Source organism: Picosynechococcus sp. NKBG042902, assembly GCF_963864045.1.
Taxonomy (GTDB): domain Bacteria; phylum Cyanobacteriota; class Cyanobacteriia; order Cyanobacteriales; family MRBY01; genus MRBY01.
This window is the reverse complement of sequence record NZ_CAWLTV010000060.1, coordinates 37,336-50,182: the sequence shown is the minus strand read 5'-3', so window position 1 is coordinate 50,182 and position 12,847 is coordinate 37,336. Positions and strand designations below refer to the sequence as shown.

Sequence of the window (12,847 nt, the reverse complement as noted above, 5' to 3'; positions counted from 1 at the left end):
GTCGTATTGTCATGGCTTCGCCCCGATTTCCCTATCAACCACAATTGGAACCCGATGTTGTTACTGCTTGGTATGAGGGGGTTTGTCCGGCTACCAAACAACTTTGTCGTCTCCCCCGCACCAAAAATGCTGAGGCGATCGCCCGTGAATTAATGGCGGAACTAAGGGAAAATCCGGATTTCAATTGGGAAGGGAAAATGTACGGGGTATTGCTAGCAGAAATGGCCACCGGGCAACGGGTATTTCTCAAGGCATTTTCGGGACTGCTTAAAGGCGAAAAAGTCCTTCCCGGTTGGGTGCCACCGATGGATGGGGGCGATCGCCTGATTTTAGAAGAGCAAGAAATTCTCGCTCAATTACGGCAGATCCGCCGGGAAATCCAACGCCTAGAAACCCTACCAGAACGAAAAACTTACCAAACGTTGCAGCAACAATGGCAAACAAAAATCGCGCAGTTTAATCAAGAGCGTCGCCAGAAAAAACAGGTACGCCGCCAAAAACGCGAAGTTTACCAGACCCATTTAACGGGAGCCGAATTAGCGCAAGCGATCGCCGCCCTTGAAGAAGAAAGTCGCCAGGAAAGCAACAACAAACGCGATCTCAAACAGGCCAGAGATCAAGAAATCGACCCCCTCGCTGCGATGATTCACCAGGCCGATCAAAATTTACAAAGCCTCCGCCAACGCCGCAAAACCCTGTCGCGCACCCTCCAAAAACAGATGCACCAGGTCTATCGTCTCAAAAATTTTCAAGGAGAATCAAAGGCGATCGCCGATTTATTTCCCACTGGTTTACCCACCGGTACCGGCGATTGTTGTGCGCCCAAACTCCTCAACTACGCTGCCAAACAGAACCTTAAACCCTTGGCCATGGCGGAGTTCTGGTGGGGGAAGAACAGCCCTGACAAACAAGTAGGCGAATTCTATTTAGCTTGTGAAGAGCGCTGCCAACCGATCCTCGGCTTTTTGCTTTCGGGCTTAGGGGGAAAGTCTTTTCAAGATATTTTGACGACCCCAGAAATTCCCCTAGAAATCATCTACGAAGACCACAGCCTTATTGCCATCCATAAACCCGCTGGTCTCCCCTCGATTCCAGGGCGCAGTAGCCAGACCTATGACAGTGCATTTTCCCGATTGCGCCGCGATTATCAGGATATTTTCCTTGTCCATCGCCTCGACCAAGATACATCCGGAATTCTTTTATTTGCCAAAAATGCTGAAACCCAACAGAATCTGCAAACCCAGTTTCGCCGCCGCAAAATTCATAAGGAATACGAAGCTCTCCTAGAGGAAAAAATTCAGCGTCCAGAAGGAATGATTACCCTTCCCCTCTGGGCAGACCCTGGCGATCGCCCCCGGCAAAAGGTAGATGCGCAACGGGGCAAACCCAGCGAAACCTATTTCGTTAAATTAGATTCCCATCGCCTCAAACTCAAGCCAATTACAGGCCGCACCCACCAACTCCGGGTCCATTGCGCCCACCCCGACGGGCTAAACAATCCAATCCTTGGCGATCGCCTCTATGGTAACCGGGCCGCCCCCCGTCTACATCTCCAGGCCACAGCCTTAACTTTTATGCACCCCGAAACCAAAAACCCACACACAATCCAGAGCGCCCCAGAATTTTAACGTTTGTATCATCAGAAGAAACATTCTGAAAGCCGGATGGCATACTTTTTGAACTCTTTACATTTTTCTAAAAAATTAATGGAATAATGAAAGAAAACTAGGGTTTAAGCCAAACCGATGTTTTAACGCGCGTAATTCTCATCATTTCAATGCCATCCTGCCAGGGGTAATTCCAAAGCCAATGTGGTGAACTTAAGCATTATGATTCAAGATTCTTATCTGCAGCACCGAGGCGATATTTTAATTGTTGATGATGTTCCTGAAAACCTACAACTTCTTTCAGAAATTTTGGTTGAAAAGGGCCACGAAGTGCGACAGGTGATCAATGGCAAACAAGCCCTCAAAGTAGTGGCAGCGGATCCCCCTGATTTGATCCTGCTGGATATTAAAATGCCCATCTTAGATGGTTATGGCGTTTGTCAACGGCTAAAGGCTAATCCAGACACCGCCAAAATTCCCATTATTTTCATCAGTGCTTTAAATGATGTTTTCGATAAGGTGAAGGCTTTTTCCTTAGGGGGTGTTGACTATATTAATAAGCCCTTTGATATGTATGAGGTGCTTGTGCGCGTTGAAAATCAACTTAAGATTTTGCGTAATGCCCAGGAGCTTGAAGAAAAAAATAACCAGTTAGCCCAGATCAACCAAGATCTAAAATCCTTTAACTATATGGTTTCCCATGATTTACGGCGGCCATTAACGAAATTATTAGGATTTTGTGACTTGCTCTTAGGTGATGTTGATACCTTTGACGAAGAGACCTTAGAAACATTAGAGATTATTGCGAATTCTGCTAAGGAAATGAATCATATCATCTCTGACTTGATGCGCCTTGCAGAAATTAAAGAAAAGCAATTAACCCTTGAGAGGATTAATTTAAGTGAAATTGCCATAGAAATTATTCAGGATCTCCAAGGTGAAACCCCTGACCGAGCCATAGAAATTAAAATCGAACCGGATGTGATTATCCTAGGCGATCGCCCGCTCCTTAAGATGGCCTTTGAAAACCTATTTGAAAATGCCTGGAAATACACCAGCAAGGTCAAAAATCCTCAAATAAAATTTTATAAAATCGATTCTCAAACCTACTGCCTAGAAGATAATGGTGTTGGTTTTACCGCAGAACATCTAGAAGAGATTTTCCTGCCATTTAAGCGACTCCATACCCAATCTGAATTTGAAGGAACAGGAGTTGGTTTAGCAATTGTTAGACGTATTATCGAAGTGCACCGGGGACAGATCTGGGCCGAAACACGGGTTAACCAAGGGGCTAAATTTTGTTTTACTTTTGGTTTTGATCTACCCCAAACAAATACTTAGAAAATATTCTGTGAATCACAAAACAGTGTTTAGAAAATTAGCTTATTAAAAATCAATAAATGACATCGATTTTACTTTGTCAATTTAGTTAAATCAGCCCGGAAAATTGATGATTAAATCTTAATCTTGTTGGGGCATGGATTAATTTCAGCGTATTTTCTATGGCTTCTTGATTTCTTGCCTACAATGGGGAAAGAGTTACAGATTTTTGAAACAGCTATGAGTTCTGCGAGCACAACTGTCTACAGCGATCGCCAAATCACGGCTTGGTTACGGGGACTACTGACCATTGCCTGGGCTGATGGCCATTTTGATGCCGAAGAGCAAGAGCTCATCACCCGTCTGACCCAAGACGAACTAGCCCCCCACAGCACCCTAGGGGACTTGGAACCGATTACGGGTCAAGAATTGGCAGTTGATCTCGGAGAAGACCACAATATTCGCGAAAATTTTCTCCGGACAGCGGTGATGATGGCGATCGCCGATGGGGTCTATTCCATCGTTGAAGCCGATCAAATCAAAGCCTTTGGGAAAGCCCTTGGGGTAGATCTCAGCGCCCTCCATAACCTTGAAAAAACCCTCTACGACCCCGAAACTGTCACCACCGAAACCCCCCAACCAGAAGTTCACCTTGATGCCCTTAAACCAATCCGCAACTGGCTCGATGGCATGGATATCGACGATCCTCGCGTGGCCCGCTTCATCTGTAAAATGGTGCCACCCCAATGCCCCTTTGAGCGGGATATCAAGCTATTTGGCAAAAAAATTGTCCATATTCCGCCAATGTGCAAACTCAATCCCCTCTATGAACAATTGGTCGGCCTCCGCTTCCGTTCCTTATCTTATTTAGCCGATGACTGTGACGAAGACATTTCCGAATTTATTTGACCCGACCGCAAGGGATTCGGGACTCACGAGTTGTAAAGTTATGTAAAAACACGGTTTCATAGAAGATATTCTCAACTCGTTAGGAAAGCATTTTGACGCATTACAGCAACGTTCTTGACCCGATTCCCTCTACACCACCACAACCTAATCCCCGTCCCCGCAACTATTCTCGACTGACTCGCCTCAGCTATGCCACTGGCCCAGTTTGGATTATCCTTTGTCATCTCGGCATGGCGATCGCCTTTTTTACAGGTCTCAGTTGGGGAGCTGTCCTTTGGATCATCTTTTGGTACTGGCTGAGAATGCTCGGCACCACTGCCATCTACCACCGTCTCCTGACCCACAAAGCCTACCAAGCTTCCCCCTGGGTGAAATGGATCGGCAGCTTTATTACCGCCTCGGCGGGGCAAATGGGGCCGAGTTGGTGGAAAGCTCACCACGAAGATCACCATCGGTTTAGCGACCATCCCGGCGATCCCCACAGCTCCAAAGAGGGGTTTTGGTGGGCCCATTACCGCTGGCTCATTTCTCCCAATACCTTCCCGAAAAAATTGCCCGCTGACATTGAGCGAGATCCAATCCTGAAACTGATTGATCGCTTCCATTTTGTGCCCCTCATTGCCCTAGGCGCATTGTCCTATGGGGTCGGCGGCCTGGAATATCTGGCCGCATTTTTTATCAGCACCACCCTCCTGTTCCATGGTGTCGCTTTCGTGAATTCCGTTTGTCACAAATGGGGCGATCGCCCTTTCCAAACCACCGATCACAGCCGTAATAATAGTTGGGTTGCTGTCCTTGCCCTTGGGGAAGGTTGGCACAATCTGCACCATGCCTTTGGTTGGTCGGTACGCCACGGAATCACAATTCAAAAAGGTAAGGTGAAGTACCTACCGGATTTTACCTATTCTTTTATTCGTCTCCTGGAGCGTATGGGATTAGCCAGTAAACTAAAACAACCCACCGTTACCGATCTACAAAACGCGGCCAATTCCTAGATTTTCCCCAAAGGGAAATATTTATCCTGGGTTCTGGCAATACCAATCAATAGTCTCCTGTAAACCCTGCCGTAAACCAATCGCTGCCTCGAAACCAAATTTTTCCTTGGCTTTCTGGGTATCTAGGCAACGGCGGGGTTGTCCATTGGGTTTATCCGTTTCCCAGATAATCTCTCCGTCAAAGGCCATTAGTTCACAAATTAGCTCGACCAAATCCTTAATAGAAATTTCTGTATTGGTTCCCAGATTGATGGGGGCTGCCTCATTATATTTTTGCGTTGCTAAAACAATGCCCTGGGCCGCATCCGTTGCGTGGAGAAATTCCCGTGTTGGGCTGCCATCTCCCCAAACCTTGAGCTGTTTAACACCATCCCGTTGCGCTTCATAAACCTTACGGATTAAAGCGGGGATCACATGGGAACTTTCCGGCTTGAAATTATCCCCAGGGCCGTAGAGATTAACTGGTAGTAAATAAATGCCATTGAAACCATATTGCAGGCGGTAGGCTTCTAGTTGCACGAGGAGTGCTTTTTTGGCGATGCCGTAGGGGGCATTGGTTTCTTCGGGATAGCCTGCCCAAAGATCTTCTTCTTTGAAAGGTACAGGGGTAAATTTCGGGTAAGCGCAAATCGTCCCGACACAGACAAATTTTTCGACCCCCGCTTCGTAGGCACTGTGGATTAGCTGGGTGCCCATCATTAAATTGTCATAAAAAAGTTCAGCGGGTTTCTCCCGGTTGAGGCCAATCCCCCCCACGTGGGCCGCCAGGTGAATGACGATATCCTGACCTTGGACTGCTTTTTGACAGGCTTCGAGACGACGCAGATCACAACTGGAAGAACGGGGGACGGTAATATTTTCCGGTTGAGCACCGGCTTGGAGCAATTGGTGAATTACTTGTTGGCCGAGGAAGCCAGCGCCGCCAGTGACAAGGATTTTTTTCTGGGAAAGATCAATCATGGGTAGGGAAAGAGAAAGGGAAAAGCGTGATTATTCTACGGGGTTTTCTGGGTCGAGGTGGTGGAAAAGTTCCGCGAGAATGATGTTGGAGAACAGTAAGCCTTCTGGATCGCTTAGGGCAAGACGTGGTGGCGTTGTGGGGGAAAGGAGAGCCCAGCCTTTCTGGAAAGCGGGTTTTAGGATTTCTAGAATCTGATCCACACTACTTTGGCCAAATTCTGTGATCAGTTGAGATAAATCCAAACCTTCCGTTAAACGGAGACCCAACATCAAGGTTTCAAGGAGGCGATCGCCTTTTGTTAAGACCGCCACGTCTAAAACACCCTTATTTTGTTCGTATTGTTCAACCCAGGCGTAATATTCGGCGCGGGTGCGGGGCCGAGAAAAGCGCTGATTTCGGGTAAAACTGGCGGCCCCCATGCCAAAACCATAGTAGGGGCGATTTTCCCAATACACCCGATTGTGCTGACATTGGTAGCCAGGTTTGGCGTAGTTGGAGATTTCGTAGTGGTCATAGCCTGCTTTGCGGAGGGTTTCACTGGCGAGGCGATACATGGCAGCGGTATTTTCATCGGAAGGGAGAGGGCGTTCACCGGGTTCGTATTGTTTGCCAAAGGGGGTTTGGGGTTCGATCACTAGGTCATAGCAGGAAATGTGGTGGGGATTAAGGGCGATCGCCTGATCAAGGGAAGCTTGCCAATCGTCGCGGGTTTGATCTGGCAATCCAGAGATCAGATCCAAACTCCAGGGGATCTGCGATCGCTCCAGGTGATCACACGCAGTAAATATATTTATTACCCTGTGCGATCGCCCACAGTTTGCCAGCAAATTATCCTGAAAAGCTTGTACCCCAAGGCTTAGGCGAGAAATACTAATATTTTTGTACCGGATCAATTGTTCTAAAGAAAAAGTACCTGGATCAATTTCAAGGGAAATTTCTGCTGACTGGGCAATGCCAAATCGCTGATCAAGGGTTCTTAAAACTTTTTCCAAGAGATCTACTGGAAATAAAGAGGGTGTGCCGCCCCCAAAGAACACCGTCTTTAACTCGCCCCCCAGGATCGGTGTTGCGCGGATTTCCCGACAGAGCCAGGCCCCGTATTCCTCCATCTGGGTGCGAATCCCCGCAGTTTGTTTTTCCCCTGTCACCGTAATCGGAAAATCACAGTAGAAACAACGGCGTAAACAGAAGGGGAGATGGAGATAAGCACTGGTAACCACGGTAGAACAGTCTCAATGGGGAATAGGGAGCATTTAGCTGGAAAATTGGCGCAGAAATCAACAAATTTTGTTAATTCCCAGAGGCGCGAAGGAATGGAAGGCCCACCGATATAATGAGGGCATTATTCTCCATTATCCTAAACCCCAAATTCCCCCTAAAACTGGGACTTATAGCCGGGTAAGACCTATGTTCGATATTTTCCTTGTTCTGATCTTTGTGGTGGCGATCGCCCTTGTGGGATTTGATGTCATTGATTTACTCCCTGCCTCCGTGCGCGACCAAGCCTCCAACATTGACGCCCTCCGGTGGGTGGGGGCCGGTTTTGCCTCACTCCTGGGCCTTTCCATCGGTCTCCTCGCCCAGAGTACCTATCGCCGCTTCGAGCAACAATTTCGGCGCACCCCCATCGAAATTATCGTCACCCGTGCTGTGGGTTTAGTGATTGGGCTTTTGGTGGCAAACCTCATGCTTGCTCCTATTTTTCTGTTACCCATTCCTTCAGAGTTTGGTTTTCTTAAGCCTACCTTTGCCATTCTCGGCAGTATCACCTTTGCCTACCTTGGCGTAAGCCTCGCCGATGTCCACGGGCGCACTTTTCTGCGGCTGATCAATCCCAATAGTTTAGATACTCTCCTCGTTGCTGAAGGAACCCTCCGTCCTTCGCCGACAAAGATCATCGACACAAGCTGTATCATTGACGGTCGCCTAGAAGAACTCCTTAAAACAGGTTTTATCGAAGGACAAATCCTCATTCCAATTTTTGTCCTCAACGAATTACAGCAACTCGCCGACGCTAGCAACGACCAGAAACGCGCCAAGGGTCGTCGGGGCTTAGATATTCTCCAGAGTATGCAAAATCGTTTTCCCAAACGGGTTTCTGTCAACCCCGCAGACTACGATGACATTGCCACTGTGGACGCTAAATTAGTGCATTTGGCCCAGGAAATTAATGGGATTCTTTTGACCAATGATTACAATCTGCAAAAGGTTGCTAATCTTCAAAAAGTCGAGATTTTAAATATTAATGACCTTGCCCAAGCGATTCGTCCGATCTATCTCCCTGGAGATAATTTAGATGTAAAAATTCTTAAGCAAGGAAAGGAAGAAAAACAAGGGGTGGGTTATCTCGAAGATGGCACCATGGTCGTTGTCGAGGAAGGGAAACAATTTATGGGTTCCGATGTTGCTGTAACCGTTACTTCATCTTTACAAACCTCTGCGGGACGGATGATTTTTGCGAAATTAAGTTCTTCCCTGGCTCTTTAATTAACTAGTTAATTTTCTTATGATTTAGTGCGTGGAGGTCAGATATATGAGGTTTAAATTTATTACTTTTAGTACCCTGATCAGCCTTGGCTTGGGGTTAAGCAGTTGCCAAAATCAGTCTAATCCTTCTGCCCCTGAACCCGACGGAACAACACCTACCGATCCGACAGAAGAACCAATTCCTGTTCCCGCTGAACCATTGCCCCTAGTCAATTCTCAAGGGGCCGATACGAAGGAAGTAGAAGCAGTAGATCAGAATTATTCCTCCCCTGATATTAGCCAAGCAATCATTCCGGGGCTTATGGAAAACCGGGAAGATTTGGGGCTTTGCCAAGAGTTTAGATTTGAATCGGAGCTCACAGAAGCGGCCTCTAATGTTTACCGCGTGGGTGAAGATGAGTATCTCGTGCACCTTGTTTGTGGCTCGACAGCCTATCAACTGCTCCAGAATTATTTTTTATACCGAAGAGACGAAGATCAATTCGATCTGACGCCACTACCGATTACTTATTTCTACCAAGATACGGATCAACAATTGATTAAAGAAACAGAAGTAACCAGAGCTGGGTATTCAGAATATGATCCGAATAGCCAAACCATTAGTATTTTTACAAAAGGCAGAGGTTTAGGGGATTGCGGTAGCTTGGGTTTTTATCAATTTACAGGTACAGATCTCAGCTTAAATCGGTTTCTCCTCAAGGATGAATGTGATGGTAACTATATTGAACCCATTAACTATCCTCAAGTTTATCCCTAGGAAAATTATGAAGTGTTTTGCGTTGATTTGTTTAGCTCTGTGAAGTCTTAATCACTTGGCTAAAATGTCACCAAAATAGGACACAATGGGTAGATATATGGTTCTATTTTTGAGTCCATTACCCATGGAACAGAAAAATCTGAAAGCTTACCTTGATTTGGTACAAAAACTCTTAAACTGCCGCCGGGGTGAAGAGTGGATTGTCCTGCGGCAAAACGAGCAGTTGGTGGATGCCCAATTTATTGAAGTGATGGAACAGGTGGCTAACTACCTTGCGGCGGAAGGTGAACTGAATGGGGCTCGCTATCTCCACAACTGGGCGGGCAAATTACATCACATTCTCACCCAACCGAATCCGGTCGCGCCCCAACCAGATGCCACTACCCAAGCCTATGCCCAATTGATCGAAGCGCTTTTAAATTGTCGTCGGGGAGAAGAGCAACAGATTTTAGCGGCGAATCAAAAATTAATCACCCCGGATTTGGTGAAGTTTATGCAGGAGGTAGCCCGGCAGTTTGAAGACCAAGGTAAATCCCAAACGGCAGCTTACCTCCAGGATTTGGCCACTGCCGTTAATCGTACCTGGATTCAAACCCACGATTTTCAGCCGAACTTACAAAAAGCAAATCAATTAGCCCCAGATCCTTGGGATGATTCGCCATCAGCGACTTCCCCTGAACCTATGCCAACTGTTTCGTCATCTCAGCCTGGGACAATAGCAGGGCCAGAAGTTTTAGAAAAAGCAGATCCTCTGCCAACGGATACCCCGACGGTGACAACAATTGCTCTAGAGGAGGTCGTGCAAAATTTAAGTGATCAGCTAGGGGACATGAGAACAGAAATGGCGGCGATCGCCCAGGAGCTTGCCAGAGTAGAAGCGGCTCTTTCGGAATCTCGTCAAGCGTCTAATCCCCTCGCTTATCTCAGCGTTTTAGAACAGGCCGCCACGGCAGGTTGGATGATTTCAACGGACGAAGTGGCCCAATTGATTGGCGTTCAACCCAGTCCCAAAAAAGGGAAAAATAGCTTTGAGCGGGGCAATTGGCGGTTTGTCAAAGCAGGTAAGATTGGTGCCCAAACCGGTTGGCACGTGGAAAAAATTCACTAAAGTCGGCTAAATTCAACGGTGCCATCTACTCCTTGCCAACGCAAAAGGTTGATGGGTTTGCCCGTCGTCCAAGTCGCCATACCAAGGGCTTTTCGGGGGGCCAGAGTCGCTAAGGCGATCGCCTTTTCTAAATCACAAATACCCCACCGGACAAGGTTTTTGACCCCGGCAAACAGCGGTAACGTCGTGCCGGATAGAGTGCCATTGTCCAAGCGAGCCGTGCCATGGGTGACCGTAATTTGGCGATCGTCCCAAGGATATACCCCATCCGGGAGACCAATGGGGGCGAGGGCATCACTGACTAAAAAAGGTCGTTTCGCGGCCCGCAAAAAAATCTCCAACATCGTAGGATTGACGTGCTGGCCATCGGCGATCAGACCGCAGTAAACATCAGGCTTGACCATCGCTGCTCCCAACAGACCAGCTTCCCGGTGATGCAAACTGGGCATCGCGTTAAAGGCATGGGTGATCATCGTTGCGCCATGGGCAAAGGCTTGATTGGCTTCTGTTTCTGTGGCGAGGGAGTGACCCAAACTAACAACAATCCCCAAAGAGCGTAGATATTCCACACATTTATGGCTGGGATCGAGTTCTGGGGCGAGGGTAATGATTTTGATCATTGGGGCAAATTCGCCGATTACCTGTTGCAGATTCTTCAGGGTCAACGGCTGTAAATGTTGGGCTGGGTGCGCTCCTCGTTTTTCGTAATTTAAAAATGGCCCCTCTAAATGTATCCCCAAAATTCTTGCTGTATTCGGTTGCGGGTCTCCCCAAAACTCGGCAAAGACAGCCAGCGATCGCCGGATATTTTCTAGAGAAGTGGTGACGATGGTCGGACAAAATGCGTCAATGCCCTGGCCCCAAAGATAATCACAAATTTCTTGCAGTTGCGGCAGATCCGCCTGGGTCACTTCTGGAAATGCTAAACCCAAACCACCGTTAATTTGTAAATCCACTCCCCCTAGGGACAATAAATCCCCGGCAATATCCAAGACATTTTCCTGAAATTCTAGTGGAATTTCGGCTTCCATTGGCTCCAGATGCGTTAAACAACGATTTGCATCGAATCGCAACCAAAATTGACCTTCTAAACCAACAAGACGCGCCCTGATCAGGGTTTGTGCAGAGTTCTCCCTTTGTTTATGATGGTTAGTCGGCATGACATACATGAGCTAAAAACCTATGAGTGTAATTAATCCCCTGGTTGGCATCATTATGGGGAGCGATTCTGATCTTCCCACGATGGAAGCGGCGATCGCCATCTGTAGACAATTTAATATTCCCCACGAGGTTGGCATTGTGTCTGCCCATCGTACCCCGGAGCGCATGGTGGAATACGCCCAAACAGCCCATGAACGGGGTTTAAAGGTGATTATTGCTGGGGCAGGTGGGGCCGCGCACTTACCGGGGATGGTTGCTGCTCTGACGCCTTTGCCGGTGATTGGGGTGCCCGTCAAAACCAGTACCCTCAGCGGCGTGGATTCTCTCTACTCCATTGTGCAAATGCCGCGTGGTATTCCGGTGGCGACAGTGGCGATCGGCAATGCGACCAATGCCGGTTTGTTGGCGGTGCAAATGTTAGGGGCGTTCGATCCAGCGCTTTTACAACAAGTGCAAGCCTATCGTCAAAGTCTCAAGGAGATGGTGCTCAATAAACAAACTCAATTAACGGCGATCGGTTATGAGGATTACCTCAAACAGATGTAGTGTTTTGCAAAATGGAGGAAGTTGCTACAGGAAATTAGTAGATGAGCGACATTGCTTTTGAAGAAACTTTTGTTGATTCTTTTGTGACCTATTCCGTGGAAATTGCCGGGAAGATTTACGTTGTGGAAAATGTCCCGGCTAGGGTCTGTCAGGAGACGGGCGAGAAATTATTTGCGCCGGAGACGGTAGATCGGTTGCAGGAAATTATCTGGGGTCAACAACCGCCCCTCAAAGTTATAGAAACGCCTGTGTATTCTTTTTCTTGAAACTTGTTGGTTAGGACGACAAAATATTCAGGATTATTTTAACAAGAATGGCGATCGCCGCTGCGGCAATACTGCCAAGAAGCGTAATTCTGACGTTGGTGGTGTGCTTTTTGATTTCGATTTCGGCCTTTTTCTCTGCTTGTCGAGTCATGTATTTTTCTAACTCGAAGGCGAGGGTCGAACCCACCGCAATAATCACCGCCGCATCATCGGCTAACCCCGCAAAGGGAATCACATCCGGCACCGCATCGAGGGGCGAAACTAAATACAACAATGCGGCGATCGCCATGGTTTTTGACCGCCAGGCCACATGCGGATCCTTAATCAGTTGGGCGAGGCCTTGCACCTTTTGCCAAATATCTTTGATTGGCCCCCGGCGCATCTCCCCTAAATGAGCTTTAATTTTTTCAATATCCGCTGGCGTTACCCCCTGGGCAAACCGCTGAAATACCTGGGCAATGCGAGTTTTGTCCTGTTCCCGTAAATTGGCTTTAACCTGTTCTTCGAGATCGTCGTGGAGAGTTGTGACCGCTGGCTGGGCTTGGGCTGGGCGAAATCTCTCAATGACCCGTTGCCAAGGCTTGGGGGATGTTTTCTGGGGGGGCGCCTCGATGGGTTCTGCGGCCACATCAATAATTTCTGGAGTTTCTGCTTCCGGCGATCGCCACCATTGCCGCCAAGAGGTTTTCAGATTGTCCAGAAACTTCACCACGACCGCAATTACCCAAGC

13 protein-coding genes are annotated in these 12,847 nt (G+C 47.8%); 9 read left to right on the top strand and 4 right to left on the bottom strand.

All coding sequences use genetic code 11. The annotated features are described in order from the left end of the window. Positions 1-11: 11 nt before the first annotated feature. The 4 genes from AACR41_RS04075 to AACR41_RS04060 all read left to right on the top strand — a co-directional run bounded on the left by AACR41_RS04075 (position 12) and on the right by AACR41_RS04060 (position 4,831). Positions 12-1,628, top strand: a complete 1,617-nt coding sequence (locus AACR41_RS04075) for an RluA family pseudouridine synthase (protein ID WP_030007696.1) — start codon at positions 12-14, stop codon at positions 1,626-1,628. 201 nt (positions 1,629-1,829) lie between these two features. Beyond that, on the top strand, positions 1,830-2,948 hold the full coding sequence (locus AACR41_RS04070) for a response regulator (RefSeq protein WP_030007695.1): 1,119 nt from the start codon (positions 1,830-1,832) through the stop codon (positions 2,946-2,948). A 219-nt stretch (positions 2,949-3,167) separates the two neighbouring features. Then, the gene (locus AACR41_RS04065; RefSeq protein WP_030007694.1) at positions 3,168-3,836 is read left to right on the top strand and encodes a Mo-dependent nitrogenase C-terminal domain-containing protein; all 669 of its coding nucleotides are present in this window, start codon (positions 3,168-3,170) and stop codon (positions 3,834-3,836) included. Positions 3,837-3,928: 92 nt separating this feature from the next. Further along, the gene (locus AACR41_RS04060; protein WP_030007693.1) at positions 3,929-4,831 is read left to right on the top strand and encodes an acyl-CoA desaturase; all 903 of its coding nucleotides are present in this window, start codon (positions 3,929-3,931) and stop codon (positions 4,829-4,831) included. 21 nt (positions 4,832-4,852) lie between these two features. Here the strand turns inward: AACR41_RS04060 and AACR41_RS04055 are convergent, their stop codons facing one another. Further along, positions 4,853-5,791: a GDP-L-fucose synthase family protein gene (locus AACR41_RS04055; protein WP_030007692.1), complete on the bottom strand. Its 939-nt coding sequence runs from the start codon at positions 5,789-5,791 to the stop codon at positions 4,853-4,855. A gap of 30 nt (positions 5,792-5,821) precedes the next feature. Continuing rightward, a complete protein-coding gene (hemW, locus tag AACR41_RS04050) occupies positions 5,822-7,012 on the bottom strand; it encodes a radical SAM family heme chaperone HemW (protein WP_030007691.1) in 1,191 nt (396 codons plus the stop codon). A 187-nt stretch (positions 7,013-7,199) separates the two neighbouring features. On the opposite strand from hemW, the gene AACR41_RS04045 reads away from it, so the two are divergent. The 3 genes from AACR41_RS04045 (at position 7,200) to AACR41_RS04035 (ending at position 10,144) form a co-directional block, all read left to right on the top strand. Further along, entirely contained in the window at positions 7,200-8,279 is a 1,080-nt protein-coding gene (locus tag AACR41_RS04045; RefSeq protein WP_012308417.1) for a PIN/TRAM domain-containing protein, read from the top strand. A gap of 46 nt (positions 8,280-8,325) precedes the next feature. Beyond that, positions 8,326-9,036, top strand: coding sequence for a DUF1176 domain-containing protein (locus AACR41_RS04040; RefSeq protein WP_030007690.1), 711 nt, complete (start codon positions 8,326-8,328; stop codon positions 9,034-9,036). Between the two features lie 124 nt (positions 9,037-9,160). Next, complete coding sequence (locus tag AACR41_RS04035) at positions 9,161-10,144, top strand: hypothetical protein (RefSeq protein WP_030007689.1); 984 nt, start codon at positions 9,161-9,163, stop codon at positions 10,142-10,144. On the opposite strand, the gene nagA is transcribed toward AACR41_RS04035, so the two are convergent. Continuing rightward, positions 10,141-11,304 carry an N-acetylglucosamine-6-phosphate deacetylase gene (gene nagA / locus AACR41_RS04030; RefSeq protein ID WP_045442297.1) on the bottom strand — a complete coding sequence of 388 codons (1,164 nt, stop codon included), beginning with the start codon at positions 11,302-11,304 and terminating at the stop codon, positions 10,141-10,143. The two genes, AACR41_RS04035 and nagA, sit on opposite strands and share 4 nt — an antisense overlap. 22 nt (positions 11,305-11,326) lie before the next feature. Here nagA and purE point away from each other — a divergent pair, with 22 nt between their 5' ends. Next, on the top strand, positions 11,327-11,851 hold the full coding sequence (gene purE, locus AACR41_RS04025; RefSeq protein WP_030007687.1) for a 5-(carboxyamino)imidazole ribonucleotide mutase: 525 nt from the start codon (positions 11,327-11,329) through the stop codon (positions 11,849-11,851). A gap of 41 nt (positions 11,852-11,892) precedes the next feature. Next, complete coding sequence (locus AACR41_RS04020; RefSeq protein WP_030007686.1) at positions 11,893-12,117, top strand: YgiT-type zinc finger protein; 225 nt, start codon at positions 11,893-11,895, stop codon at positions 12,115-12,117. A gap of 10 nt (positions 12,118-12,127) precedes the next feature. Here the strand turns inward: AACR41_RS04020 and AACR41_RS04015 are convergent, their stop codons facing one another. Next, positions 12,128-12,826 (bottom strand): YkvA family protein, encoded by a 699-nt coding sequence (locus AACR41_RS04015; protein WP_339367624.1) that lies wholly within the window; start codon positions 12,824-12,826, stop codon positions 12,128-12,130. Between the last annotated feature and the right edge of the window lie 21 nt (positions 12,827-12,847).